Annotated in this window: 23 protein-coding genes; 13 read left to right on the top strand and 10 right to left on the bottom strand. The window is 72.1% G+C overall.

Annotated features, from left to right (window positions below; all coding sequences use genetic code 11):
- Positions 1 to 19 precede the first annotated feature (19 nt).
- Genes G3I54_RS35180 through G3I54_RS35170 form a run of 3 tightly spaced genes read left to right on the top strand, consistent with a single transcriptional unit; the run spans position 20 to position 3,098 of the window.
- Positions 20 to 1,318 (top strand): resuscitation-promoting factor, encoded by a 1,299-nt coding sequence (locus tag G3I54_RS35180; protein WP_164618772.1) that lies wholly within the window; start codon positions 20 to 22, stop codon positions 1,316 to 1,318.
- Positions 1,315 to 2,205 (top strand): 16S rRNA (adenine(1518)-N(6)/adenine(1519)-N(6))-dimethyltransferase RsmA, encoded by an 891-nt coding sequence (gene rsmA, locus G3I54_RS35175; RefSeq protein ID WP_164618774.1) that lies wholly within the window; start codon positions 1,315 to 1,317, stop codon positions 2,203 to 2,205. The genes G3I54_RS35180 and rsmA overlap by 4 nt, the downstream gene beginning before the upstream one ends.
- Entirely contained in the window at positions 2,202 to 3,098 is an 897-nt protein-coding gene (locus G3I54_RS35170) for a 4-(cytidine 5'-diphospho)-2-C-methyl-D-erythritol kinase (protein ID WP_164618776.1), read from the top strand. Before rsmA ends, G3I54_RS35170 begins: the two co-directional genes overlap by 4 nt.
- Before the next feature lie 19 nt (positions 3,099 to 3,117).
- On the opposite strand, the gene G3I54_RS35165 is transcribed toward G3I54_RS35170, so the two are convergent.
- Positions 3,118 to 3,849: a hypothetical protein gene (locus G3I54_RS35165; protein ID WP_164618778.1), complete on the bottom strand. Its 732-nt coding sequence runs from the start codon at positions 3,847 to 3,849 to the stop codon at positions 3,118 to 3,120.
- A gap of 335 nt (positions 3,850 to 4,184) precedes the next feature.
- Between G3I54_RS35165 and G3I54_RS35160 the strand changes: the two genes are divergently transcribed.
- Complete coding sequence (locus G3I54_RS35160; protein WP_164618780.1) at positions 4,185 to 5,522, top strand: acyltransferase; 1,338 nt, start codon at positions 4,185 to 4,187, stop codon at positions 5,520 to 5,522.
- A 3-nt stretch (positions 5,523 to 5,525) separates the two neighbouring features.
- Here the strand turns inward: G3I54_RS35160 and G3I54_RS35155 are convergent, their stop codons facing one another.
- From G3I54_RS35155 to G3I54_RS35135, 5 genes are all read right to left on the bottom strand, one after another.
- Complete coding sequence (locus tag G3I54_RS35155; protein WP_164618783.1) at positions 5,526 to 5,786, bottom strand: Txe/YoeB family addiction module toxin; 261 nt, start codon at positions 5,784 to 5,786, stop codon at positions 5,526 to 5,528.
- A complete protein-coding gene (locus tag G3I54_RS35150) occupies positions 5,783 to 6,034 on the bottom strand; it encodes a type II toxin-antitoxin system prevent-host-death family antitoxin (RefSeq protein WP_006125193.1) in 252 nt (83 codons plus the stop codon). Before G3I54_RS35150 ends, G3I54_RS35155 begins: the two co-directional genes overlap by 4 nt.
- A 104-nt stretch (positions 6,035 to 6,138) precedes the next feature.
- Complete coding sequence (locus G3I54_RS35145) at positions 6,139 to 7,221, bottom strand: hypothetical protein (protein ID WP_164618785.1); 1,083 nt, start codon at positions 7,219 to 7,221, stop codon at positions 6,139 to 6,141.
- Entirely contained in the window at positions 7,218 to 8,318 is a 1,101-nt protein-coding gene (locus G3I54_RS35140) for a hypothetical protein (protein ID WP_343240457.1), read from the bottom strand. The genes G3I54_RS35145 and G3I54_RS35140 overlap by 4 nt, the downstream gene beginning before the upstream one ends.
- A gap of 127 nt (positions 8,319 to 8,445) precedes the next feature.
- On the bottom strand, positions 8,446 to 8,781 hold the full coding sequence (locus G3I54_RS35135; protein ID WP_343240458.1) for a hypothetical protein: 336 nt from the start codon (positions 8,779 to 8,781) through the stop codon (positions 8,446 to 8,448).
- 198 nt (positions 8,782 to 8,979) lie between these two features.
- On the opposite strand from G3I54_RS35135, the gene G3I54_RS35130 reads away from it, so the two are divergent.
- The 5 genes from G3I54_RS35130 to G3I54_RS35110 all read left to right on the top strand — a co-directional run bounded on the left by G3I54_RS35130 (position 8,980) and on the right by G3I54_RS35110 (position 17,798).
- Positions 8,980 to 10,803, top strand: a complete 1,824-nt coding sequence (locus G3I54_RS35130) for an ABC-F family ATP-binding cassette domain-containing protein (protein WP_164618791.1) — start codon at positions 8,980 to 8,982, stop codon at positions 10,801 to 10,803.
- 76 nt (positions 10,804 to 10,879) lie between these two features.
- Positions 10,880 to 12,616, top strand: coding sequence for a PQQ-binding-like beta-propeller repeat protein (locus tag G3I54_RS35125; RefSeq protein WP_164618793.1), 1,737 nt, complete (start codon positions 10,880 to 10,882; stop codon positions 12,614 to 12,616).
- A gap of 236 nt (positions 12,617 to 12,852) precedes the next feature.
- Positions 12,853 to 14,781, top strand: a complete 1,929-nt coding sequence (locus G3I54_RS35120; RefSeq protein WP_164618795.1) for a PQQ-binding-like beta-propeller repeat protein — start codon at positions 12,853 to 12,855, stop codon at positions 14,779 to 14,781.
- A 130-nt stretch (positions 14,782 to 14,911) separates the two neighbouring features.
- Entirely contained in the window at positions 14,912 to 16,828 is a 1,917-nt protein-coding gene (locus tag G3I54_RS35115; RefSeq protein WP_164618797.1) for a PQQ-binding-like beta-propeller repeat protein, read from the top strand.
- 250 nt (positions 16,829 to 17,078) lie between these two features.
- Positions 17,079 to 17,798, top strand: coding sequence for a LuxR C-terminal-related transcriptional regulator (locus G3I54_RS35110; protein ID WP_164618799.1), 720 nt, complete (start codon positions 17,079 to 17,081; stop codon positions 17,796 to 17,798).
- Between the two features lie 42 nt (positions 17,799 to 17,840).
- On the opposite strand, the gene G3I54_RS35105 is transcribed toward G3I54_RS35110, so the two are convergent.
- The gene (locus G3I54_RS35105) at positions 17,841 to 18,149 is read right to left on the bottom strand and encodes a hypothetical protein (protein WP_164618800.1); all 309 of its coding nucleotides are present in this window, start codon (positions 18,147 to 18,149) and stop codon (positions 17,841 to 17,843) included.
- A gap of 15 nt (positions 18,150 to 18,164) precedes the next feature.
- Positions 18,165 to 19,835: a sodium:solute symporter family protein gene (locus G3I54_RS35100; protein ID WP_164618802.1), complete on the bottom strand. Its 1,671-nt coding sequence runs from the start codon at positions 19,833 to 19,835 to the stop codon at positions 18,165 to 18,167.
- A gap of 235 nt (positions 19,836 to 20,070) precedes the next feature.
- Between G3I54_RS35100 and galT the strand changes: the two genes are divergently transcribed.
- Genes galT through galK form a run of 3 tightly spaced genes read left to right on the top strand, consistent with a single transcriptional unit; the run spans position 20,071 to position 23,284 of the window.
- A complete protein-coding gene (gene galT / locus G3I54_RS35095) occupies positions 20,071 to 21,114 on the top strand; it encodes a galactose-1-phosphate uridylyltransferase (RefSeq protein ID WP_164618804.1) in 1,044 nt (347 codons plus the stop codon).
- Positions 21,115 to 21,128: 14 nt separating this feature from the next.
- Positions 21,129 to 22,106, top strand: coding sequence for a UDP-glucose 4-epimerase GalE (gene galE, locus G3I54_RS35090; protein WP_164618867.1), 978 nt, complete (start codon positions 21,129 to 21,131; stop codon positions 22,104 to 22,106).
- Positions 22,103 to 23,284 (top strand): galactokinase, encoded by a 1,182-nt coding sequence (gene galK, locus G3I54_RS35085; protein WP_164618806.1) that lies wholly within the window; start codon positions 22,103 to 22,105, stop codon positions 23,282 to 23,284. The genes galE and galK overlap by 4 nt, the downstream gene beginning before the upstream one ends.
- 36 nt (positions 23,285 to 23,320) lie before the next feature.
- On the opposite strand, the gene G3I54_RS35080 is transcribed toward galK, so the two are convergent.
- On the bottom strand, positions 23,321 to 23,761 hold the full coding sequence (locus G3I54_RS35080) for a GNAT family N-acetyltransferase (RefSeq protein WP_164618808.1): 441 nt from the start codon (positions 23,759 to 23,761) through the stop codon (positions 23,321 to 23,323).
- Between the two features lie 246 nt (positions 23,762 to 24,007).
- On the opposite strand from G3I54_RS35080, the gene G3I54_RS35075 reads away from it, so the two are divergent.
- Entirely contained in the window at positions 24,008 to 24,793 is a 786-nt protein-coding gene (locus G3I54_RS35075) for a response regulator transcription factor (protein ID WP_164618810.1), read from the top strand.
- On the opposite strand, the gene G3I54_RS35070 is transcribed toward G3I54_RS35075, so the two are convergent.
- Positions 24,749 to 25,246, bottom strand: a complete 498-nt coding sequence (locus tag G3I54_RS35070) for a MarR family transcriptional regulator (RefSeq protein ID WP_164618813.1) — start codon at positions 25,244 to 25,246, stop codon at positions 24,749 to 24,751. The genes G3I54_RS35075 and G3I54_RS35070 overlap by 45 nt on opposite strands.
- Positions 25,247 to 25,335: the final 89 nt, after the last annotated feature.

The raw sequence follows: 25,335 nt of genomic DNA, 5'->3' as shown, positions 1-25,335 counted from the left end.
CATTTCGCAGGACAGCGGCGTGAGTACTGCGCGGGACGGGCGCATCGGCGCGTTCCACGAACAGCTGACCCTGGCCGACGGGGCGTGGCCGGCGAGCCCCGCCGCCCACGCCCCGACGGTCGTCGACACCCCGCTCGCCGGGCCGCCGCCCGTGGTGCCCCGGCAGGGCCCCACCCGTGCCGACGCCCGGCGGGCCGCCAAGCGTCGCCGGAGGCTCGTCGCCGACCCGGAGAACCTGAAGCGTCTCGTCCCGAAGGCCCTCGTCGTCGCGTTCCTGGCGGGCGGCACCACCGCGTTCGTCGCCCAGGACAAGGCCGTCCGGCTGAGCGTCGACGGCGCGCCCCGGACCTTGCACACCTTCGCCGACGACGTCACCGAGCTCCTGGCGGAGGAGGGCGTCACCGTCGGCGCGCACGACGTCGTCGCCCCGGCCCCCGGCGCCGCCCTCGACCACGGCGACGAGGTCCACATCCGCTACGGGCGGCCGGTCACCCTCACCCTCGACGGCGTCCGCCGCCAGGTCTGGACGACCGCCGACACGGTGGCGGGGGCGCTGCGCGAATTCGGGATCCGCGCCGAGGGGGCGCACCTCTCCGCGGCCCGCTCCACCCGGATCGCCCGCACCGGCCTGACCCTGACCGTCCGCACCGAACGCACCGTGACCTTCATGGCCGACGGCCAGGAACGCACCCTGCGCACCAACGCCGCCACCGTCCGCGAGGCCCTCGCCCAGGCGGGCATCACCCTGCACGGCCACGACACCACCTCCGTCGACCCCGAGTACTTCCCGCGCGACGGCCAGACGATCTCCGTCATGCGGATCACCGACACCCGCGAGGTGCGCGAGGAGACCGTCCCGTACGCCGTCGAGCGCAGCGAGGATCCCGCCTTGTTCCGGGGCACCGAGGTCGTCGAGCGGGCGGGCCGCAACGGCGTGCGCCGGGTCACGTACGCGGTACGGACCGTCAACGGCGTCCGGCAGAAGCCGCGCAGGGCCGCCGAGGAACTGGTCCACCGGCCGGTGAGCCGCGTCGTACGCACCGGCACCCGGCAGCGCCCCGCGTCGGTCGCCGGGGCGGACGGGCTGAACTGGGGCGCGCTCGCCGCCTGCGAGTCCGGTGGGCGGCCCGGCGCGGTCGACCCGAGCGGGACGTACGGCGGGCTGTACCAGTTCGACACCGGGACCTGGCAGTCCCTCGGCGGCAGCGGCCGGCCCCAGGACGCACCCGCCGCCGAGCAGACGTACCGGGCGAAGAAGCTCTACGTGCAACGGGGGGCGAGCCCGTGGCCCCACTGCGGCCGTAGGCTTACCGGGTGAGCAGCACAGAGCCCGACGCCCTCCTGGGCCCCGCAGACATCCGCGACCTGGCCGCCAAGCTGGGGGTCCGCCCCACCAAGCAGCGCGGTCAGAACTTCGTCATCGACGCCAACACCGTCCGCCGGATCGTGCGCACGGCCGAGGTCCGCCCGGACGACACCGTCGTCGAGGTCGGCCCCGGGCTCGGCTCGCTGACCCTGGCGCTGCTGGAGGCGGCGGACCGGGTGATCGCGGTCGAGATCGACGACGTGCTCGCGGCCGCCCTGCCGGCCACGGTGAACGCCCGGATGCCGGAGCGCGCCGACCGCTTCGCCCTCGTCCACTCCGACGCGATGCTGGTCACCGAACTGCCCGGCCCCGCGCCCACCGCGCTCGTCGCGAACCTCCCGTACAACGTGGCGGTGCCCGTCCTGCTCACCATGCTGGAGCGCTTCCCCAGCATCGAGCGGACGCTCGTCATGGTCCAGGCCGAGGTCGCCGACCGGCTCGCCGCCCGCCCGGGCAACAAGGTCTACGGCGTGCCGTCGGTGAAGGCCAACTGGTACGCGGACGTCAAGCGCGCCGGGTCCATCGGCCGCACGGTCTTCTGGCCCGCCCCGAACGTCGACTCCGGCCTCGTCTCGCTCGTCCGGCGCACCGAGCCCATCGCCACCACCGCGAGCCGCGCCGAGGTCTTCGCGGTCGTGGACGCGGCCTTCGCCCAGCGCCGCAAGACGCTGCGCGCGGCGCTGTCCGGCTGGGCCGGCTCCGCACCCGCCGCCGAGGCCGCGCTGGTCGCCGCCGGGATCTCCCCGCAGGCGCGCGGCGAGGCGCTGACGGTGGAGGAGTTCGCCGCCATCGCGGAGAACAAGCCGGAGGCGGCCGAGCTTTCCGGGGGCGACAAGTGAGCGTCACCGTCCGCGTTCCCGCCAAGGTCAACGTCCAGCTCGCCGTGGGCGCGGCCCGCCCCGACGGCTTCCACGACCTGGCCAACGTCTTCCTCGCCGTCGGCCTGTACGACGAGGTCACCGCGACCCCCGCCGACGAACTGCGCATCACCTGCTCGGGCCCGGACGCCGCCCAGGTCCCGCTGGACACCACCAACCTCGCCGCCCGCGCCGCCCTGGCCCTGGCCGAGCGGTACGGCATCGACCCCGCCGTCCACCTCCACATCGCCAAGGACATCCCGGTCGCGGGCGGCATGGCCGGCGGCAGCGCCGACGGGGCGGCCGCCCTGGTCGCGTGCGACGCCCTGTGGGGTACGGGCGCGAGCCGCGACGAACTCCTCGCTATCTGTGCGGACCTGGGCAGCGACGTGCCGTTCAGCCTGGTCGGCGGGGCGGCGCTCGGCACCGGACGCGGTGAGAACCTCACTCCGATCGAGGTCGGCGGGACCTTCCACTGGGTCTTCGCCGTGGCGGACGGCGGCCTCTCCACGCCCGCCGTCTACGGCGAGTTCGACCGCCTCACGGCGGAGACGGACGTTCCCGAACCCACCGCGTCCGCCGCCCTGCTGACCGCCCTGCGCACCGGCGACTCCGGCGCGCTCGCGGGCGCCCTGAGCAACGACCTCCAGCCCGCCGCGCTCTCCCTGCGCCCCTCCCTCGCCGACACCCTGGCCGCGGGCACGGAGGCGGGGGCCCTGGCCGCGCTGGTCTCCGGGTCCGGGCCGACGACGGCGTTTCTGGTGGAGGACGAGACGGCGGCCCGCAAGGTGGCCGACGCGCTGAAGGCCTCCGGAACGTGCCGCGAGGCGCGCGTGGCGGTGTCGCCGGCGCCGGGGGCCACGGCGGCCTCGTGAGCCACGGCGGCTTCGTGCGTCACTGCCAGCGGTACGGCGTGATGCTGGGGTCGTAGGAGCAGGTGACCATCGTCCGGTTGGTGGCCATGAGGGTGCGGCCGCGGTCGGCCTTCGCGCAGAACTGGCCGTCGACGACGGGGTGGCCGTTGGACGTGCAGGCGTAGCCCGGCTTGCCGTCGGAGCAGGTGGTCATCGAGCCGCCGGCGGGCTTCGGCACGGCCTTCGTGGGGGCCGGGGCGGGAGCGCGGGTGGCGGTGGGCTTCGGCTTCGGGGCGGCCGTCCTGGGCGGGACGTAGGCCGGGTCGTTCTTCTGGTGCAGATAGCCGTGGAAGCTGGTCGTGCAGTCGCTGAAGTCTTTCGCGAGCCCGACGGTGACCGTGGCGTCGGCGGTGAGCCGGGCGCCGGGCCCGGGGCTGGTGTCGCAGATGTACCAGCCGTCGTGGTCCCGGGGGAGGGTGACGTCCTTGTGCTGGGCGGCGGCCTTCAGGCGCGCGGTGGATATGTCCTGGCGGGTGAACTCCGCCCGCGCCTCCTCGTAGGTCCGGCTGTGCAGGGCGGGCACGACCGGATCGGGCGCGAGGGTCGCGGTGGGCGTGGGGGAGGGAGTGGCCGTGGGGGTGGCCGAAGCGGTCGGCGTGGCGGTGGGCGAGGTCGCCGGGGCGCTGTCGTCGGTCCGGGTGCCGCCCTCGCACCCTGTCAGGGCGAGCACGCCGAGCAGGACGACAGGGGCGAAGTGACGAGAAATCCGCACGGTTTCGGTACTCCGGTTCTCGGGAACGGCGGGCGCCGCGGCAGATCGCCGAGGGGTCGCCGGTGTGCCTGCCCCGCGGGCCGCGATGCCGGGCCGCGCGGAGCGGCGAAACCCCTGGTGGCCTGCGCCGTCTCCCCCGAAGAGCAGATTTTATGCTCGTTTTACTCGCCAATGACCGGCCTGTCCAGATCTACTCCGCAGTAGGACGCTTCCGAATCGTTTCGGCGCTTTCTGGCGCTTTCCGGCCTCTTCGGTTCGCCGACTCGGCTACTCAGGCGTCGAATTGAGTACGCGCACCCTGCCGCGCCCCACCCGGCTCGCGCGACCGTACGCCCATGGGATCAAGTGTTCGTGAACTGGCCGGGACCACCCCCGTCACCCGGGACCGCTACGTCGACCTCCTGCGGGTCGCCTCGCTCGCCGCGGTCGTGCTCGGCCACTGGCTGATGGCCGCCGTCACCCCGGACGGGGTCGGCAATCTGCTCGCCGTCGTCCCGGCGCTCCAGCCGCTGACCTGGCTGCTCCAGGTCATGCCGGTGTTCTTCTTCGTCGGCGGCTTCTCCCACGCGCTGTCCTACCGCTCCCTGCTCCGCAAGCGCCCGGAGGCCACGTCAGGGGCCGCCACCCACTCCGTCTACTCCGCGTTCCTGCGCGCCCGGCTCCAGCGGCTGCTGCGCCCGACCATGGTCTTCGTCCTGGTGTGGGGCGTGGCCGCGCTGCTGGTCCAACTCCTCGGCGGGGGCGGCGGGCTGACCGGCGTCACCCTGCGCATGGTGACCCAGCCGCTGTGGTTCATCGGGATCTATCTGGCGATGGTCGCGTTCACCCCGCCGCTGCTGAAGCTGCACGAGCGGTACGGCTGGGGGGCGTTCGCCGCCCTCGTGGCCGCGGCCGCCGCCGTGGACGTGCTGCGCTTCGCGGCCGGGGTCCCGTACGTCGAGTTCCTGAACTTCGCGTTCGTCTGGCTGGCGGTCCACCAGCTCGGCTTCCTGCGTGCCGACGGTCACCTCCGCCTGCGCCGCCCCGCCCTGCTCGCCGGCGGCGGCCTGGTCACCGCCTGCGCGCTGGTGGCGTTCGGGCCGTACCCGCTGTCCATGGTCGGGATGCCCGGCGAGAAGGTCAGCAACATGGCCCCGCCCACCCTCGCCCTGCTGGCCCACGGCCTCTGGCTCGTCGGCGCGGTCGAACTGCTCCGCGCCCCGGCCGCCCGCCTGCTGGAGCGCCCCCGCGTCTGGCGCACGGTGGTGGCGGCCAACGGGGTGGCGATGACCGCGTTCCTCTGGCACCTCACGGCGATGTTCGGCGTGTACGGGGCCATGCTCGCCCTCGACGTCCCACTGCCCGAGCCCGCGTCGGCCGCCTGGTGGGCCCAGGTCCCGCTGCGGATCGCGCTCGCGGCGGCCCTCACCGCCGGACTCGTCGCGGCCTTCCGCACCTTCGAACGCCCGGCCCCCGCCACACCCGCCCAGGGCCACGGCCCCCTCGCGGCGCTCGGCGCGACGCTCTGCCTGCTCGGCGTGCTGGGCCTGTCCATGGTCGGCTTCAACGGCCTGCTGGACGGCCGCACGGCCCTGCTGATCGCGATCCCGGTCAGCGCCCCGGCCGCCGTCGCGATGACCCTGGGCGGCTGGCTGCTGGTGGAACGGGCGGGGCGGGGAGCGGGCGTGCGGTAGGGGTCAGTGGCCGTAGTGGTAGCGGCAGGCGGCAATGCGGACCTCGTCGTCGACCACCTTGTAGATGAGCCGGTGCTCGTCGGTGATGCGGCGGGACCAGTACCCGTGGAAGCCGTGCTTCAGGGGTTCCGGCTTGCCCATTCCTTCGTTGCCGTTCCGGGCGATGTCCTGGAGCAGCGTGTTGATCCTCTTGAGGATCTTGCGATCCTGGTTCTGCCACCAGACGTAGTCGTCCCACGACGACTGGTCCCACACGAACTTCACTCCGCAAGCTCCTGCACAGTGCCGCCGCCGCTCTCCAGGCGGTCGATCGAAGCCAGCAGCCGACGGGCGTTCTCCGGGCTCCGGAGCTGGTACGCGGTCTCCTTGAGGGACTCGTACTCGTCGAGCGCCACTATCACCACGGGCTCGTGTCCGGCACGCGTGACCACGACCTCTTCACGGTCGTCCACGACTGCACTCAGGGTCTCGGCGTACTTCGCGCGGGACTCCGTGTAGGTCATCGTGCGCATGATCGCCTCCCGTGCTCTATGTACATCATCCTGTACGTACGGAAAAGCGTACAGGTAGCTGGGAGGGAGCGGCAAGGTGCCCGCCCGCCGCACCCTCCCCGCCCCTACACCGCCCGCGGCGCCTCGCAGCCGTGCTTCTTCGCCGAGCGCTCGGCGAAGCGCTGGAGCGCCGCCCGCAGCCCGCGGTGGTCCACGAGCGGCGCCGCGAGCTTCGGGTTGTCCTCGTCGCCGAGGGTGTCCACCTCGAACAGGGCCGTCCCGCCCGCTCCGGGGCACCGGGCGGCCAGCGCGTAGGAGCCGCTCAGCGCGTCCGGGCCCCTGCGGGCGGCGGCGTCGCTGTCCCGCCAATCGTCCAGCCGCATGCGGGCGTACCGGGCGGACGGCCCGTAGGACGCGGTCAAGCCGTACAGAAACGCACCGCGCAGACCGCCCAGGTCACAGTTCTCCAAGGGCGCCGGGTCCGCCGTGACCTCCCGCACCGTGCTCACGCCCCACCGGGCGGCGGTCTTCTCGTCCAGCACGCCCGCGCAGCTCCCCGTGGCCGCCGCGACGGGTTTGTAGTCCCTGCGGTTCGTCGAGACGCCGACGTCCTTCACCCGCCCGCCGGCCGGAGCCTCGCAGCCGGTGCGCCGGGTGTACGCCGTCGCCGTCTCCGTGAGGACGGCGACGAGCCGCTCCCGGGCCACCGGATCGTCGAATCCGCCCCGGCCGAGGTCCGCGTCCACCGTCATCAGCCGCCCGTGACCGGACTCCTTGCCGCAGCTCAGCAGCAGGACGGCCCCCGCCTCGTCCGGGTCCTCGCTGTCCGGGTCGAACCGGAAGGAGCCGGTCCAGCCGTGCCCCAGAGGCGCGTCGAAGCCGTCGGAGTTCTCCAGATTCGTCATGCGTTCCGTGTGCCCGGCCCACAGCGACAGGCCGGTGTCCGTGTCGTCGTCGGACGCGCTGACCGTGCAGTACCGTCGGTCGCTCCAACTGCCCGACGAGGTAAGGGAGATGCCGTCGAACAGCTCCCGTACCGCGCCGGCCGCCAGGTCGCCGTCGCAGGCCGTGTCCAGCGCCCGGTCGTCGCGCCAGGAGTCGTAGCCGCCGGAGACCCAGAAGAGCCCGCCCGCCAGCACCGCCGCGGTCACGGTCCAGGCAGCCGTGCGGCGCACCCGTAGCCTGCGCCAGAAACGGACGTCGCTCACTTCCACACCTTTCCGAGGACCTTCACCGCACGGCAGCCGGACGAGGTCAGATACGCGTCGAGAATCCGGTCGGCCCGGTCGGTGGCGAGGGAGGCCGCGGCCGTCGTCACCGTCACCCGGCTCAGCGTCCGGGCTCCCGAGCACGAGGACTCGGCCCAGACGGCCAGCGTGTACGACGTCTCGCCGCTCTCCGCTTGCGGGGCCGGGGACAGGGCGGCCAGCTCGGCCCCGTACGCCGTGCGCGCCTCGGGCAGCAGCGGCCCCCGCCAGCTCACCGAACCCACTTCGGCGAAGTGGTCCAGTCGATTCGCCGGCTTCACACGCGGCACCCTCAGGGAGCAGGCGTCCACGTCGTCGCTCGTGACGCCGGCGGGTTCCCGATCGTCGCGCCCCCGGGGCTTGCCGTCGAGCAGCTCCGGCCGGAACCAGCGGCAGGACGGCGGGTCCTCGTCGGACTCCTCGTCCGCGTCCGCGACGGGCTCCGGCGGCGGCTGGACGTCCGAGGGCTTCACCGCCGGACCTCCGCAGCCGCCCCGGTCCCGTACGTGGTTGGCGACGGCCGCCACCGCGTCGCTCAGCTCCTCCGCCGTGCGGACGTGCTCCGGCTCGTCGGACAGGGACGAGGCATGGACCCGGAAGCGGGTCACCGGGTGCGGGTAACCGGGCAGACCGGCTGGGCAGGCGGCGGTGACCTGGGCGGTGGCGGTCCGGTACGCGGTGGCCCGGTCGGGCTCCTTCGCGTTCCGCGCGGAGAGGACGTCCCCGAGCCGCACGCCGGACAGCGGAACGTCCAGCACCGGTACCGCCGCGAGTCGCAGACTCCCGGACGCGCTGCCCCAGTATTCGTCCCACCCCACCGAGCACCGCAGCAGGGTGCGCGGACCGTGCCCGGACGGCCCGGTCAGGTCGAGGTCGTCGTACAGCTCCCAGGTCTCGTCCCCGGGCAGCAGACCACGCACCGTCTCGCGCGGGAGGACACCTCCGCAGGCCGTTTCCAGGACCTCGGCGTTATGGGCGTCGCGCCGCTCGGACCGTACGAGCAGGAAACCGGCCACCAGCACCGCGGCCAGCACGACCAGGGCCGCTCTCGGCGCCACCCGATGACCGATGAACCGTTCCCACGCCGTCGCCGCCACTCCGACCCCCCAGGCCCCATGATCAGTCGGCGCACGCTACCGCACGGCCCGGGACCGTCACCGGGCGGGCCGGGCCCGGCCCCGGGGCTCACCAGCCCGTCATCACTCCGCCCAGCAGCAGCGGCGCGGCGACCAGCGAGAGCAGCTTCACCCGGAACGGCCCGGCAGCGCGGCAGACGACGAACGCGGCGACGATGCCCAGCGGGGCGAGGGTGGGCACGGACTCGGCGACGGCCCCGCGCGCTCCGCCCGCCCACTCCGCGGCCCATGACCCGGCGAGACCCGCCAGCACGGCGAGGAACACCTGGTTCGTGGCGAACCACCGGTTCTCCAGTACGTCGACCAGCTCGCCGAAGCCGGCGCCCGCGCGGCGGGCCCGGACGGCGGTGACGAGGAAAGCCACCAGGATTCCCACTCCGGCCACGAGAAAGATCCACCGCAGCACCGTCGCGACGACTACCACCCGTACGCCCCCGTTTTCACATCTGTCGCCATAGGCCATGGAATACGCCACGGACGAGGGTATTCGACCCTCCGGCCGGGACGCCGAGGCCGCACGACCGGCTCCCCGCCGCCGCGCCGTACCCTGGGAAGGTCGATCAACCACCTAGGCAGGAGTGAAATGGCCGTCAATCTGGTCAATGTCGAGCAGGTCAGCAAGGTGTACGGCACCCGTGCCCTGCTCGACGGTGTGTCCCTCGGGGTGTCCGAGGGCGACCGGATCGGTGTCGTGGGCCGCAACGGCGACGGCAAGACCACCCTCATCCGGATGCTCGCCAAGCTGGAGGACGCGGACACCGGCCGCGTCACCCACAACGGCGGGCTGCGTCTCGGCGTCCTCACCCAGCACGACTCCCTGGACCCGGCGAAGACCATCCGCCAGGAGGTCATCGGCGACCTCGCCGACCACGAGTGGGCGGGCAGCGCCAAGATCCGTGACGTGCTCACCGGGCTCTTCGGCGGCCTGGCCCTCCCCGGCTTCGAGCACGGGCTCGACACCGTCATCGCCCCGCTCTCCGGCGGCGAGCGCCGCCGTATCGCCCTGGCCAAGCTCCTCATCGACGAGCAGGACCTGATCGTCCTCGACGAGCCCACCAACCACCTCGACGTCGAGGGCATCTCCTGGCTGGCCGGCCATCTGCGGGCCCGCCGCTCCGCCCTCGTCTGCGTCACCCACGACCGGTGGTTCCTCGACCAGGTCTGCACCCGCATGTGGGACGTCCAGCGCGGCGCCGTCCACGAGTACGAGGGCGGCTACAGCGACTACGTGTTCGCCCGCGCCGAGCGGGAGCGCATCGCCGCCACCGAGGAGTCCAAGCGGCAGAACCTGATGCGCAAGGAGCTGGCCTGGCTGCGCCGCGGCGCCCCGGCCCGTACGTCGAAGCCGCGCTACCGCATCGAGGCCGCCAACGAGCTCATCGCCGACGTGCCGCCGCCGCGCGACACCAGCGAGCTGATGAAGTTCGCCAACGCCCGCCTCGGTAAGACCGTGTTCGACCTGGAGGACGTGACCGTCCAGGCCGGGCCCAAGACCCTCCTCACCCACCTCACCTGGCAGCTCGGCCCCGGCGACCGCGTCGGCCTGGTCGGCGTCAACGGCGCGGGCAAGACCTCGCTGCTGCGCGCCCTCGCCGAGGCCGCCCGTACGCAGGGCGACGAGCAGCCCGCCGCCGGGAAGGTCGTCGTCGGCAAGACCGTCAAGCTCGCCTACCTCTCCCAGGAGGTCTCCGAGCTGAACCCGAACCTCCGGGTGCTGGAGGCCGTCCAGCAGGTGCGCGACCGGGTCGACCTCGGCAAGGGCCGCGAGATGACCGCGGGCCAGCTCTGCGAGCAGTTCGGGTTCACCAAGGAGAAGCAGTGGACGCCCGTCGGCGACCTCTCCGGCGGTGAGCGCCGCCGGCTCCAGATCCTGCGGCTGCTGATGGACGAGCCCAACGTCCTCTTCCTCGACGAGCCCACCAACGACCTCGACATCGAGACCCTGACCCAGCTGGAGGACCTCCTCGACGGCTGGCCCGGGTCGATGATCGTGATCTCCCACGACCGGTTCTTCATCGAGCGGACCACGGACAAGGTCATGGCGCTCCTCGGCGACCGCGCCCTGCGCATGCTGCCGCGCGGGATCGACGAGTACCTGGAGCGCAGGCAGCGGATGGAGGAGGAGTCCACCCCCTCCGCCGCCGCCCCCCGTTCGTCCGGGGCCGCCGCCCCCGCCGCCGCACCGGCCGTCTCCGCGCAGGAGGCACGCGCCGCGAAGAAGGAGCTGCAGAAGGTCGAGCGGCAGCTCGACAAGCTCTCCACCCGCGAGACCACGCTGCACAAGCAGATCGCGGACCACGCGACCGACTTCGAGAAGGTCGCCAAGCTCGACGCCGAACTGCGCGAACTGGTCACCGAGCGGGACGAGTTGGAAATGCGCTGGCTGGAACTGGCCGAGGACGCCTGACCGGACCCGTGGGGCCGGTGGGGCAGGTGGTAGAACGGGGCGGCAGGGACCGTACGTTCGAGGGGGACCAACACCGATGTCGCAGCCGCCGCCGCAGCAGGGCAGGCCGGGAGAGCCGGAGGGCTTCGGCGCTCCGTACGAACCACAGCCCGGTGCGTACGGAGCCCCCGGGCAGCCGCCGCACCAGCCTCAGCCCGGACCGTACGGTCAACCGCAGCCCGGACCGTACGGTCAGCAGCCGCCGACCGTGCCGTACGGCTACCCGCAGCCGCAGCAGCCCACGGGGCCGTACGGCTACCCGCAGCCGCAGCCGCAGCCCCAGCCGCCCACCGTGCCGTACGGCCGGCCCCAGCAGCCGTCCGGCGGGCCCGGTGGCGGCGGGCGTTCGCGCGGCCGGGTCGCCGGTCTCGTCGCCGCCGTGCTCGCCGGGGTCCTCGTCATCGGGACGGGCGTCTGGTTCGCGGTGGGCGGCGACGACGGCGCCGACGACAAGAAGCCCGTCGCGAAGGAGAGCACCGCCCCGAAGGACCCCAGCGCCGATCCGAGCCCGAAGCCGACGCCCGCCCCGGGCGCCGCGGAGTTCAACAAGAAGCTCAAGGAGGGCGAGGCCAAGGTCCGCTGGATCCTGAAGAACGACGTGGACGTGCCGTCGGGCGGCGTCCCCGTGCGCGGCCCGTGGATCACGGACGGCATCGTGGCCAAAGCCATGTACCGCACGGCGTCCGGCTACTCCCTCGACGACGGCTCGCAGAAGTGGAGCCTGCGCCTGCCGGCCGACGTCTGCGCCGCGCCGTCCCAGCCGAGCCCGGACGGCAAGATCGTCATCGCCCTCAGGGAAAGCACCGAGGAAGGCGCGGACTGCGAGAAGCTCCAGATGATCGACCTGGTCACCGGCAAGGCGGGCTGGACCGCCACGCTCGACCGCTCCTCGATGTCGGACGGGCTGTCGGACGTCGTCATGGCGGTCAACGGCGACGTCGTGACGGCCGGCCGGACGACCCGCACCGACGCCTACCGGATCAGCGACGGCAAGCACCTGTGGGACCGGCTGCCGGGCACCTGCCAGCCGTACGGATTCGCCAGCGGCGACGTCCCGCTCGCCGCGGTCGACTGCCTCAAGGCGCCGAGTGACACGTACGACGAGGAAGTGCGGCGCATCGACCCGGCCACCGGCAAGACCGTGTGGACGTACAAGGTCAAGAAGGGCTGGCGGATCGACAAGTTCTACTCCGTCGACCCGCCGGTCGTCTCGCTGCGGCAGGACGAGCCGAAGCCGAACTGGGCCATCGCGCTCCTGAGCAACGACGGCACCCTCCTCGCCCAGCCCGATCCCGGCAAGGAGGAGTTCGAGATGGAGTGCGGCCAGCGGGACGAGAACCTCGACGACTGCCTCGGTGCGACCGCCGGCGGCGACACGTTCTACCTCGCGACGAAGCCCGCCTATGTGAACGGCGCGTTCAACAACTCCGTCGTCGCCTTCGACATGAAGACCGGCAAGATCAAGTGGAAGGTGCCGGCGCCGCCCGGGCAGACGCTGAAGCCGATGCGGGTCGAGAACGGCAAGGTGCTGCTGTACCTCGCCGCTCCGGAATCGAAGGCCACGACCGGCGGCGGCATCATGGCGCTCGGACCGCAGGGCGGCGCCCTGCAGACGGTCCTTCGCCATCCGACGTCGGCGGCGAAGACCGAGCACGTCTTCGATCCCACGATCCGCTATGCCGACGGGCGCTCGCTGATCGCCATCGGCCGCATCGGCGGCGAGTCCGACGAGGAGGAGATGGACGTGCGGACGATCATCACCTTCGGTGACTGACCATCACCTCCGTCCGGGGCGTAACGAGGGCATCACAAGGCGGTTCTCCCTTGGGAACAGGGGCGGGACCGATCCGGTGCCGGGTGGCGGACGGGTGGTACAAAGAAGCCCCGCCCGACTGTCGTAACACCGCGGAAGCCATGCCTGATTCGCTCCTTTCCGAGGGGAATTGACCCTTCTCGGAATCGCGGGGGAGACCGGATCGGGCACCGGACCGCACGAAGGGGGACGTGCTGATGAGCCAGCCGCCCAGCCAGCAACCGCCGCAGGGAGGCTTCGGGGCTCCGCAGGAGCCGCCGAACGGAGCTCCTCAGCCGCCCCAGGACCAGCCGAACCTGGCCAAGCCGCCGCAGACGCCGCCCGGTCAGCCGCCCCAGGGGCCGCCCCCCGCCCAGCCGCCCGCGCCCCCGGCCGGTCCGCCGCAGACGCCCCCGCCCGGCGCCCCGGCGTACGGCTACCCGCAGCAGCCCCCGGCGGGGCCCGGTTACGGCTACCCGCAGCAGCCCGGCCAGGCCCCCGGACCGTACGGTCAGCAGCCGGGCCAGCCCACCGGCCCGTACGCCCAGCAGCCCGGCCCCTACGGTCAGCAGGCCCCGGGCCCGTACGGCCAGCAGGCTCCCGGACCGTACGGTCAGCCGACCCAGCCCGGTTACGGCTACCCGCAGCAGCAGTACCCCGGCGCCCCCGGCGGACCGGGCTCCGGCGGCGGCGGGTTCCTCAAGAACAAGACCGCCGTCATCGTCGCGGCGGCGGTCGCCGTGGTCCTGGTCGCCGGTACGGGCACCTGGTTCCTCGTGAGCGACAGCGGCGACGAGGACCCGAAGAAGCCGCTGGCCAACACCAGCAACGACCCCAAGCCCCCCAGCGCGTCGCCCACGGTCGACGAGGGCGACGGCAGCGGCGACGGCCGCGAGGGCAACGACGACCTCAACGCCGGGCGCAAGCCGGGCGAGGCGAAGGTCGCCTGGCTCCAGAAGAACGACGTCGACCTGCCCCGCAGCGGCGCGTCCGTGTACGGCCCGTGGTTCGCCGGAGACGTGGTCGCCAAGGCCATGTATCGCGGCGTCTCCGGCTACTCGGTCGCCGACGGCAAGCAGAAGTGGACCGTGCCGCTGCCCGCCGACGTGTGCGCCGCGCCCAACGCCCCCACCGCCGATGGCAAGATCGTCATCGGGGTGAAGGACGGCACCACCGACAAGGCCAACTGCTCCGTCCTCCAGATGATCGACCTCAACACCGGCAAGCCCGGCTGGAAGAAGGCGGTCAAGAAGAACGGCACCTGGGACTTCCTGTCGGACATCGGTCTGGCGATCAGCGGAGACACCGTCACCGTGGGACGCACCAGCAACTCCAACGCCTACCGGGTCAGCGACGGCAAGGAGCTGTTCGGCAACCCCGACGGCAACTGCAAGCCCTTCGCCTTCGCCGGCGGCCCGAAGCTCATCGCCGCGGCCAGCTGCCGCACCGACGACGTCAAGAACCCGCAGCACCAGGTCCAGGAGCTGAACCCGACCACCGGCAAGCCCAAGTGGACCTACCAGCCGCCGCGCGGCTGGGAGATCGGCAAGGTCTACTCGGTCACCCCGCTCGTCGTGCGGCTGGAGCACGAGGAGAAGAAGCAGTACGCCATCGCCGCGCTCACCGACAACGGCAAGCTCCGCTCCCAGCTCGCGCCCGCCAAGGGCGACAAGCTCACCCACGACTGCGGGAACAGCTTCGCCATCTTCGGCCAGAAGCTCGAAGGGTGCAGCGGTGTCGCCGCCGACGCCAACACCTTCTACATCGCGACCGAGGACGACAGCAGCGGGACCGCCCGGACGAACAAGGTCATCGCCTTCGACCTGAACACCGGAAAGCCCAAGTGGGAAGCGCCCGCCCCGGCCGAGCGCGTTCTGAAGCCGCTGGGCATGGAGGGCGGTGACCTGGTGCTCTACATGCGGCCGAAGTACGACGCCGCCGGCGCCATCGTGACCCTCCCGCCGACCGGCGGCGCCACCAAGACGCTGCTCCAGCACCCGGAGGCGGCCGGCCGGATCGAGAACGGCTTCTTCTCGGCCAAGGTCGCCTACCAGGGCGGCCGTTCCTTCATCTTCAGCAACCGCGTGAGCGCGAGCAACGACAAGGAAGAGCTGGAGCAGTCGACGATGCTGGTGTTCGAGAAGTGACGGCCCGCGAGCCCGGCACGATCCGAACGACCGCTCCCGGCACGATCCGCACGACCGCTCCCGGCATCCGGTCGGCCCTTCCCCGCCCCACGCGCCCCCACACCCACTCGTCCCCCGAGGTACGCACGCCATGAGCCAGCCGCCCCAGCCACCGCAGCAGCCGCCCAACGAGCCGCCGAACACGCCCCCGGGCGAGCCGAACACGCCCCCGGCGCCGCCCGCCGGCCCGCCCTCCGGTGGTTTCGGCGCGCCGCAGGACCCGCCGCCCGGAGGGTTCGGACAGCCGACCCCGCCGCCCGCGGACCCCTTCGGCAAGCAGCCGCAGCAGCCGCAGCAGCCTCCGCAGCCGCCCCCCGCACCGCAGGACGCGCCCGCCGGGGGCTACGGCACCCCGCCGCCCCCGGCGCCGGGCAGCTACCCCACCCCGCCCGCGCCGCAGCCCAACGGATACGGCTACCCCCAGGCCCCGCAGCCGGGCTACGGCTACCCGCAGGGGCCCGCCGGACAGCCCGGGATGCCGCAGCAGGGGTACGGCTACCCGACCCAGCCGATGCAGCCGCAGTACGCTGCCCCGCAGCAGCCCGGCGGCGGCAAGAAGTTCTCCACCCAGATGCAGATCATCGTCGCCGCGGCCGTCGCCGTGGTGCTGATCATCGGCGCCGGGGTCATCTACGCCTCCACCGGCGATGACGACAAGGGCGGCAAGAACGAGGCCTCCTCCTCCGGCTCCACCGGCGGCGAGGCCAAGGGCGGCGAGGGCGGCCTGGCCGGCGGCGACGAGAAGCCGCCCGCCAACACCAAGTCCAAGGTCGTCTTCCAGCTCCCGGAGCCGGAGGTCGACGACGTCACCACGGTCATGGGCTCCTGGATCACCGACAAGGCGTACGTGAAGTCCGGCGTCGCCGAGATCGTCGCCTACGACCGCGACAAGGGCACCAAGCTCTGGTCCGTCCCGCTGCCCGGCGAGGTCTGCTCCGCCTCCCGGCACATGAGCAAGGACTACAAGACCGCGGTCGTCTTCGAGGAGACGAAGGCGACCAAGGAGAACAAGTACCCGTCGTGCAACCAGGTCGGCGTGATCGACATGGCCGCCGGCAAGCTGGTGTGGAGCAAGGGCGTCACCTCCGCCACCGGCGGTGACCAGCAGGTCCGCTTCGACGAGGTCACGCTCAGCGGGTCCACCGTCGCCGCGGGCGGCACCTCGGGCGGCGCGGCCTTCAAGCTGGAGACCGGCGCCGAGCTGTGGAAGCCGAAGGTCGGCGCGGACGGCTGCTACGACCGCGGCTACGGCGGCGGCGATGCCCTCGCCGTGGTCCGCAAGTGCGGTACGTCCGACAGCCCGCAGCTCACCGTGCAGGCGCTGAACCCGACGACCGGCGCACCGCTGTCCTCGTTCCAGATGCCCGCCGGCGTCGACTACGCGAGCATCGTCTCCACCAAGCCGCTGGTGGTCGCGGCCGACGTCGGCGACACCGCCGGCGACGGCAGCGGCATCTCCGACTTCTTCTCGATCGACGCGGCGACCGGCAAGCTGATCGTGCGCATCCCCGCCGACGCCGAGCAGTACGCGGCCCGTTGCGGCTCCACCGAGGTCGAGCGCTGCCAGAACCTGGCCGTCGGCAACAACCGGCTCTACCTGCCGACCGAGAACCACGACGGCACCAGCGAGTACGGCGACACCAACGAGATCGTCGCCTTCGACCTGACCACCGGGAAGCTCCTCGGCGCCCGGGCCGACGCGGGCGACCGCTACAGCCTGGTCCCGCTGCGGATGGACGGCACCAGCATCATCGCGTACAAGGAGCCCCCCTACGACAAGGGCGGCCAGATCGTCTCCATCGACGGCGAGACCTTCAAGCAGACCCTGCTGATGGAGAACCCGAACGACGAGGCGGTCCGTGAGGCGGAGCGGCGGTTCTCCGGCGACCACTCCGAACTCCTGTACTCCGAAGGGCACTTCTTCAAGTCGAAGCGCCTGATCAGCAAGCGCAGCGTCGTCGACGGCGACGACAAGCTCTACCTCGTCGTCGGTTACCGCACCGACTGACCACCGCTCGCCGCCACGAGCGGCGCGAGACGCGCTCCAGGCCCTGCCGGTCGATCACCGACCGGCAGGGCCGATCGTTTTCCGCCCGCGAAGCGATCACCGAGCAACGGTCGACGAGCCCCGAATGACGCAGAATTCGGCATTCTGGGGGGCTTCTCCCACGTAAGGGCGGCGCGAGGTCGAACAAGCGTGTAACTTGCCGGGTCAGGCGGCCGGGGGGTCGGGTGTACAGGGCTGGGAGGCTTGGTCGATGGGCGTGCGGCTCATGGTGGTCGACGATCACCGACTGCTCGCCGAGGCACTCGCCTCGGCGCTGAAACTGCGCGGGCACCGGGTGCTCGCGGCGGCCGCGCCGACCTCCGGGACCGCGGAACTGGTGGTCAGCAGGGCCCCGGAGGTCTGCCTGTTCGGTACGGCGTCGCCCGCCGCCCCCGGGGTCTTCGACCCGATCGTGCGCATCGGCCAGGAGCGCCCGCAGGTCGCGGTGGTGGTCCTCGGGCCGGTGCCCAGCCCGCGCGGGATCGCCGCGGCGTTCGCCGCCGGGGCCGTGGGGTACGTCCGGCACGACGAGCGCATCGAGGGCGTCGAGCGGGCCATGCTCAAGGCGCGGGCGGGGGAGAGCGCCATCGCCCCGCAGCTGCTGCGGGGGGCCTTCGCGGAACTGCTCAACCCGGCGGTCCAGCCCGACGACGAGGGCCGGCGGCTGCTGCGGATGCTCACCCCGCGCGAGGCGGAGGTGCTGGTGCGGGTCGCCGAGGGCGAGGACACCCGGCTGATCGCCGCCGGTATGGACATCGCCCCGAGCACCGCCCGCACCCATGTCCAGCGGGTCCTGATGAAGCTCGGCGTCGGCTCCCGCCTGGAGGCCGCCGCGCTCGCCGCCCGTACGGGACTGCTGGAGCGGGCCGCGGGCAACGGCGACCACGGCGGCACGCCGCAGGGGCCGTACGTCCCCGGGCGGAGCGGGTGACGTACGGCCCCTGCGGGACGCTGGACGGACGGGCTTTCGGGCTCAGCCCGCGTCGGACTCCCGGTCGGCCGGGGCGTCCGGTTCCGGGGCCGCCGGGGCCTCGGCCGGGCGCAGCTTCATCCAGGCCAGGAAGAACAGGCCGAGCGCCAGCATGGCCAGGCCCGTCCACAGGTTGATGTGGACGCCCTCGGCCTTCTTCAGGTCGGCGTCGGACGGGCTGATGCCGGCGATGGTGACGATCACTCCGTAGACCACGAACAGGCCGCCGATGATCCGCCGGATGTCGAAGAGACGGGCCGCGGTCGCGGACTTGCGCTCCAGCTCGGAGACTTCCTTGTGCAGGTCGGACATGGTGAGTTCCTCCGATCAGAACGAGTACGGGATGTAGCACGCGGCGGCGAGGACGACCGCGCCCCAGCCGAGCAGCGCGGGCTTGCGGTACCAGGCGCTGTCGGCCTCGTCGAGCGCCTCGTCGGGGTCCGGCGACTCGGTCCCGTACACCAGACCGGCCAGTTCGGCGTCGGGCTTCGGTGCGGTGAAGAGCGTGACGGCGACCATGACGACGGCTCCGGCGACGAATCCGACGATCGCGGAGACGAAGTTGGCGCCCTGGTCGGACGGGATGTCGATGATCCCGCCCTTGTAGATCCAGAAGTAGTTGATCATCGCGGCGGCGGTGCCCGCGACCAGGCCCCAGACACCGGACTTCATCGAGGCGCGCTTCCAGAACATGCCGATGATGAACACGACGAACATCGGGACGTTGAAGAACGAGAACAGCGTCTGGAGGTAGCTCATGATGTTCGAGAAGCTGGCGGCGATGAACGCCGTGCCGATCGAGGCCAGCACCCCGATCGCCGTGATCAGCCGTCCGAACCTCAGGTAGTACGTGTCCGGCTTGTCCTTCACCACGTACCGCTGCCAGATGTCGGTGGTGAACACCGTGTTGAACGAGGACACGTTGGCCGCCATGCCCGCCATGAAGGCGGCGAGCAGACCGGTCACCGCGATGCCGAGCACCCCGTTGGGCAGCAGCTCCTGCATCAGCAGGGGTATCGCGTCGTTGTAGGTGAGGTCGGAGCCCGGGGTGCCGATCTTGGGCACGATCACGGCGGCGACCAGGCCCGGGATCATCACCGCGAAGACGATGAAGATCTTCGGGAAGGCGGCGATCAGCGGGGTGCGCTTGGCGGCGGAGAGGTTCTTCGCGGACAGCGCGCGCTGCACCTCGGCGAAGTTCGTCGTCCAGTAGCCGAAGGACAGCACGAAGCCGAGGCCGAGGATGATCGTCAGCCAGTTGGCGCCCAGCGGGTTGGCGTCACCGATGCCGGTGCCGCCCCAGGCGGTCATGAAGTCGCCGCCGTGCTGCTTGGTCAGCGAGTCGCTCATGGCGTCCCAGCCGCCGACCCGCTTCAGGCCGAGGACGGTGAGCGGGATCAGCGCGGCGAGGATGACGAAGAACTGGAGCACCTCGTTGTAGATCGCCGAGGAGAGCCCGCCGATCGTGATGTAGACCAGCACGAACAGGCCCGCGACGACGATCGCGACCCACTGCGGCCAGCCGAGGAGCGCCTCCACGACGATCGAGAGGGCGTAGAGGTTGACGCCCGCGATGAGGATCGCCGCGAAGGCGAAGAGCACGGAGCTCAGCAGATGGGCGGACTTGTCGAAACGCTGGAGCAGGAACTCCGGCACGGAGCGCACCTTGGAGCGGTAGTAGAACGGCATCATCACCAGGCCGAGGAAGACCATGGCCGGGATCGCGCCGATCCAGTACCAGTGCACCACCGCGACGCCGTACTGCGCGCCGGTGGCCGCCATGCCGAGGATCTCGGTGGCGCCGAGGTTCGCCGCGACGAAGGCGAGCCCGGTCACCCAGGCGGGCAGCGACCGTCCGGAGAGGAAGAAGTCGAGGCTCGTCTTGACGCTGGCACGGGCCGCGAAGCCGATGCCGAGTACGACGACGAAGTAGATCGCCAGGATGGCGTAGTCGAGCCCGTTCGTGGGGAGCCGAAGCCCTTCGGCCAGTGTCTGCATGGGGGGTACTCGCTTCGTTGCGCGAACTGAACCCGACGGAACTTACGCCTCCATGTTCGAGAAATGAACACTCTCGTTGGGGTTCTTTGTTCGATCGTGATTGAGTGTGGGTGAATGTCCGGGTATGTGGCCCCTGAGGCCAGTCGCAGTCGCGGCGAGCCGCGGCATTGACGAGGGTGTTCGCTTGTGATTTGTTATGTGCGATTATGTTGGGAGGATCTGGTGGAGGACCCTGGTGAAGAAAACGGTTACGACTCTCGCCGACGGCCGTGAGCTGATCTATTACGACTCCGCGGACGACACCGTCCGCGACGCCGTCGACCACCGCCCCCTGGATCCCGTCTCCACCTCCTCCGAGATCCGCCGCGATCCGCTGCTCGGCGACGCGGTCGCCATCGCCTCGCACCGCCAGGCCCGCACCTACCACCCGCCGGCCGACGCCTGCCCGCTCTGCCCCACCCGGGACGGACGGCAGAGCGAGATCCCCGACGACCACTACGACGTCGCGGTCTTCGAGAACCGCTTCCCCTCCCTGGCCGGCGACTCCGGCCGCTGCGAGGTGGTCTGCTTCACCTCCGACCACGACGCGTCCTTCGCCGACCTCACCGAGGAGCAGGCCGCCCTCGTCCTCGCCGCCTGGACCGACCGCACCGCCGCGCTGGCCGGACTCGACCAGGTCACCCAGGTCTTCTGCTTCGAGAACCGCGGCGCCGAGATCGGCGTCACCCTCGGCCACCCCCACGGCCAGATCTACGGCTACCCCTTCGTCACCCCGCGCACCGAGCTGATGCTCCGCTCGGCCGCCCGCCACCGCGAGGAGACCGGCTCCAACCTCTTCGACGACGTCGTCGCCCGCGAGGAGAAGGACGGCTCACGCGTCGTCCTCGCCACCGACCACTGGATCGCCTACGTCCCCTACGCGGCGCACTGGCCCTACGAGGTCCATCTCCACCCCCGCCGCCGCGTCCCCGACCTGCGGGAACTGGACGAGGGTGCGCGCACGGAGTTCCCACAGGTCTATCTGGAACTCTTGAGGCGCTTCGACCGGATCTTCGGACCCGGCGAGCCGCCGACCCCGTACATCTCCGCCTGGCACCAGGCGCCGTTCGGGGTTCCCGGACGGGAGGACTTCGCCCTGCACCTGGAGCTTTTCACCATTCGCCGGACCTCCGGCAAGCTGAAGTTCCTCGCGGGATCCGAGTCCGGCATGAGCGTGTTCATCAACGACGTGCCGCCGGAGGCCGCGGCCGAGCGACTGCGAGAGGTAGCGAGCGAGTGAGCAACCCCCAGAACGTGAGCAACCCGAAGAAGTACCTGGTCACCGGCGGCGCCGGATACGTCGGCAGCGTCGTCGCCCAGCACCTTCTGGAGGCCGGGCACACGGTGACCGTCCTGGACGACCTCTCCACCGGCTTCCGCGAGGGCGTCCCGGCCGGCGCCGCGTTCATCGAGGGCCGCATCCAGGACGCCGCCCGCCATCTGGACCCGTCCTACGACGGCGTCCTGCACTTCGCCGCGTTCTCCCAGGTCGGCGAGTCCGTGGTGAACCCCGAGAAGTACTGGGTCAACAACGTCGGCGGCACCACCGCCCTGCTCGCCGCCATGCGCGAACACGGCGTGCGCACCCTCGTCTTCTCCTCCACCGCCGCCACCTACGGCGAACCGGTCTCCAGCCCCATCACCGAGGCCGACCCCACCGCCCCCACCAGCCCCTACGGCGCGTCCAAGCTCGCCGTCGACCACATGATCAGCGGCGAGGCCACCGCCCACGGCCTGGCCGCCGTCTCGCTCCGCTACTTCAACGTGGCCGGGGCGTACGGCAGTTGCGGAGAGCGCCACGACCCCGAGTCCCACCTCATCCCGCTGGTCCTTCAAGTCGCCCTGGGAAAGCGCGAGTCGATCAACGTCTACGGCGACGACTACCCCACCCCGGACGGCACCTGCGTCCGCGACTACATCCATGTCGCCGACCTCGCCGAGGCCCACCTGCTGGCCCTGACCGCCGCCGCCCCCGGCGAGCACCTGATCTGCAACCTCGGCAACGGCAACGGCTTCTCGGTCCGCGAGGTCATCGAGACCGTCCGCAAGGTCACCGGCCACCCCGTCCCCGAGACCGCCGCCCCCCGGCGCGGCGGCGACCCGGCCGTCCTCGTCGCCTCCGCCGCCACCGCCGTGGAGCGCCTCGGCTGGCAGCCGTCCCGCGCCGACCTCGCCGGAATCATCGCCGACGCCTGGCAGTTCGCCCGCCGAGAGGAAACGACCACCTCATGACCCAGCATGCCGAGCCGTCCGGCGCCGACCCCGCCGCCACCTTCGCCGAGCTGTACGGGGCCGAGCCCGACGGCATCTGGGCGGCACCCGGACGGGTGAACCTCATCGGTGAATACACCGACTTCAACGACGGCTTCGTCATGCCGCTCGCCCTCCCGCACACCGCCCGCGCCGCCGTCTCCCGCCGCGACGACGGCGTCCTGCGGCTGTACTCCTCCGACGTCCCCGGCGGCGTCGTCTCCCTCCGCGTCGACGAGCTCGTCCCGCACTCCGGCCACGGCTGGGCCGCCTACCCGGCGGGAGTCCTCTGGGCGCTGCGCGAGGCCGGGCACCCGGTCACCGGCGCGGACGTCGCCCTGACCTCCACCGTGCCCACGGGCGCCGGACTCTCCTCCTCCGCCGCCCTGGAAGTCGTCACCGCGCTCGCCCTGAACGACCTCTTCGACCTGGGGCTGACCGCGGCCGAACTCGCCGTGATCGGCCGCCGCGCCGAGAACGACTTCGTCGGCGTGCCCTGCGGGATCATGGACCAGATGGCCTCGGCCTGCTGCACCGAGGGCCACGCCCTCCACCTGGACACCCGCGACCTCTCACTGCGCCAGATCCCCTTCGACCTGGCCGCCCAGGGCCTGACGCTCCTGGTCGTCGACACCCGGGTCAAGCACGCGCTCGGCGACGGCGCGTACGCGGAGCGCCGGGCCGGCTGCGAGGAGGGCGCCCGGCTGCTCGGCATACCGATGCTCCGCGACCTGCCGTACGCCGGTCTCGAAGCGGCGCTCGCCACCCTCGCCGACGCCGGGGCGGACGAGTCCGTGATCCGTTACGTACGCCATGTCGTCGGCGACAACCGCCGGGTCGAGCAGGTCATCGCCCTGCTCGACGCGGGCGACGTCCGGGCGGCGGGCCCCGTCCTGAACGAGGGCCACCGCTCGCTCCGCGACGATCTGCGGGTCTCCTGCCCCGAGTTGGACCTGGTGGTCGAGGCGGCGAACGCGGCCGGGGCGCTCGGTGCGCGGATGACCGGCGGCGGCTTCGGCGGCTCGGCGGTCGTCCTGGTGGAGGCGTCGGCGGCCGACACCGTGGCCAAGGCGGTCAGCGAGGCGTTCGCGGCGGCCGGACACGCGGCCCCGGGCATCTTCGACGCCGTCCCGTCGGCCGGGGCGCGCCGGCTGCGCTGAGCCCGGGGCCTCCGGGTCCGCCCCGGAGGGCCGGGCTCACAACTCCTTGACCAGGATGAACTCGGTGACGCCCGGCGGGTAGTCCTCGACCCGGCCGATCTCCTCGTACCCCTGCCCGCGGTAGAAGCCGGGGGCCTGGAAGTCCCAGGTCTCCAGCCGTGAGCGGGTGCAGGCGCGCTCGGTGCGGGCGGTCCGTTCGGCCTCGGCGAGCAGGCGCGCACCGAGGCCGATGCCCCGGTGCGGGGCGTCCACCCAGAGCAGATCCACATGCAGCCAGTACGCCCAGGTCCGCCCGGTCAGCCCGCCGGCCAGGGCCCCGTGCTCGTCCAACGCCCAGACCTCCAGCGGCACTTCGTGCTCCGCGGAGGTGGCGAGCAGGGCCCGCAGACCGGCCGAGGCCGCGACGTTGTCCTGGTGCAGACGCCCGCTCAGCAGAATGCGACGTTCTCTGTCTACTTCTGTCTCAAGACGGAACATGAAGCACACCCTAAACACCTGAGGCCACCAGTTCGCCGAATCGCCTTCCCCCCGTGGCCCCCGCCCGTACGCTGATGCTCAGCACCGGTGGGGGCCGGTGCCGATTCAGGGGAGCGAGAGAGCCGGGTACGGCGTCCGGGGCAGGGCGGCAGGCGGTTCGACGACGGCGGTCGTCGGGCGCGGCAGGCCGCAGTGAAGCCCCGGACGCCGTACCCGCAGCTGTCCGCCCCCACCGATGGGGGTTCTGTGGCGCGTATCCGGGTTCTGGTGGTCGACGACCACCGCATCTTCGCCGAGTCGCTCGCGGCTGCCCTCGCGGCCGAGCCGGACGTCGACGTCTCCGCCGCGGGCAGCGGCCCTGCCGCGCTGCGCGCCCTGGAGCGCGCGGCCGCCGAGGGGCGCGGTTACGACGTGCTGCTGGTGGACGCCGAGTTGGGCGCCCTGGCGACCGGCGGTGCGCCCGCCGTGCCCGCGCCCCGGCCGGAGGAGCCGGGCGTCGTCGACGGCATCTCGCTGGTCGCCGGGGTCCGCTCGAACCGGCCCGCCGTACGGTCGGTGGTGCTGGCCGAGAAGGACGACCCGCGGGCCGCCGCGCGGGCGCTCCAGGCGGGGGCGTCGGGCTGGGTGGCCAAGGACTGCTCGCTGCAACGGCTGCTGTCGGTGATCCGGGGTGTGCTGCGCGACGAGACGCATCTGCCGCCCGCCCTGCTCACCGGCGTACTGCGGGAGCTGACCGCCGCCCGCAAGCACCGCACCGAGAGCGAGCGGCTGGTGGAGTCGCTGACGCCCCGGGAGCGCGAGGTGCTGCGCTGCATGGTGGCGGGGCTCGGCCGCAAGGCGGTCGCCGAGCGGCTGTTCCTGTCCCCGCACACGGTGCGCACCCATATGCAGAACGTGCTGGGCAAGCTCGGGGTGCACTCGACGCTGGCCGCGGTGGCGCTGGCCCGCCGGGCGGGGGTCGGCCCGGCGGAGCCGGCGATGCGTCCGCTAGGTGGGGATGTTGTCGAACGGGGCGGTCAACTGGCGCAGTAGCCCGGCCAGTTCGCCCCGCTGGTGGCGGGAGAGCTCGGCGAGGATGGCGCGCTCCTGGGCGAGCAGTCCGGCCAGCGACTGGTCGGCCTTGTCGCGGCCCTCGGCCGTGAGCCGGACGAGGACGCCGCGTCGGTCGCTCGGGTCGGGCAGCCGCTCGACGAGGTTCTTCTTGGTCAGGCGGTCGATGCGGTTGGTCATCGTGCCCGAGGTGACCAGGGTCTGGGTGAGGAGCTGTCCGGGGGAGAGCTGGTAGGGGGCGCCGGCCCGGCGCAGCGACGTCAGCACGTCGAACTCCCACGGCTCCAGGTTGTGCTCGGCGAAGGCTATGCGGCGGGCCCGGTCGAGGTGGCGAGCCAGGCGGGAGACGCGACTGAGCACCTCGAGTGGTTCCACGTCGAGGTCGGGGCGCTCTCGGCGCCATGCAGCGACCAAACGGTCGACCTCGTCCTCCATGTCGATCAGTGTAGAGGGTCCCTCGACATGAAGTCTCTTGAATTCAAGTGTCTTGACATCAAGATAGTCTCGGCGTGATCCTGATGCCC

The organism is Streptomyces sp. SID14515 (assembly GCF_010548505.1).
In the GTDB taxonomy this organism is placed as follows: domain Bacteria; phylum Actinomycetota; class Actinomycetes; order Streptomycetales; family Streptomycetaceae; genus Streptomyces; species Streptomyces caviscabies.
This window is presented reverse-complemented; position numbering and strand designations above follow the sequence as displayed.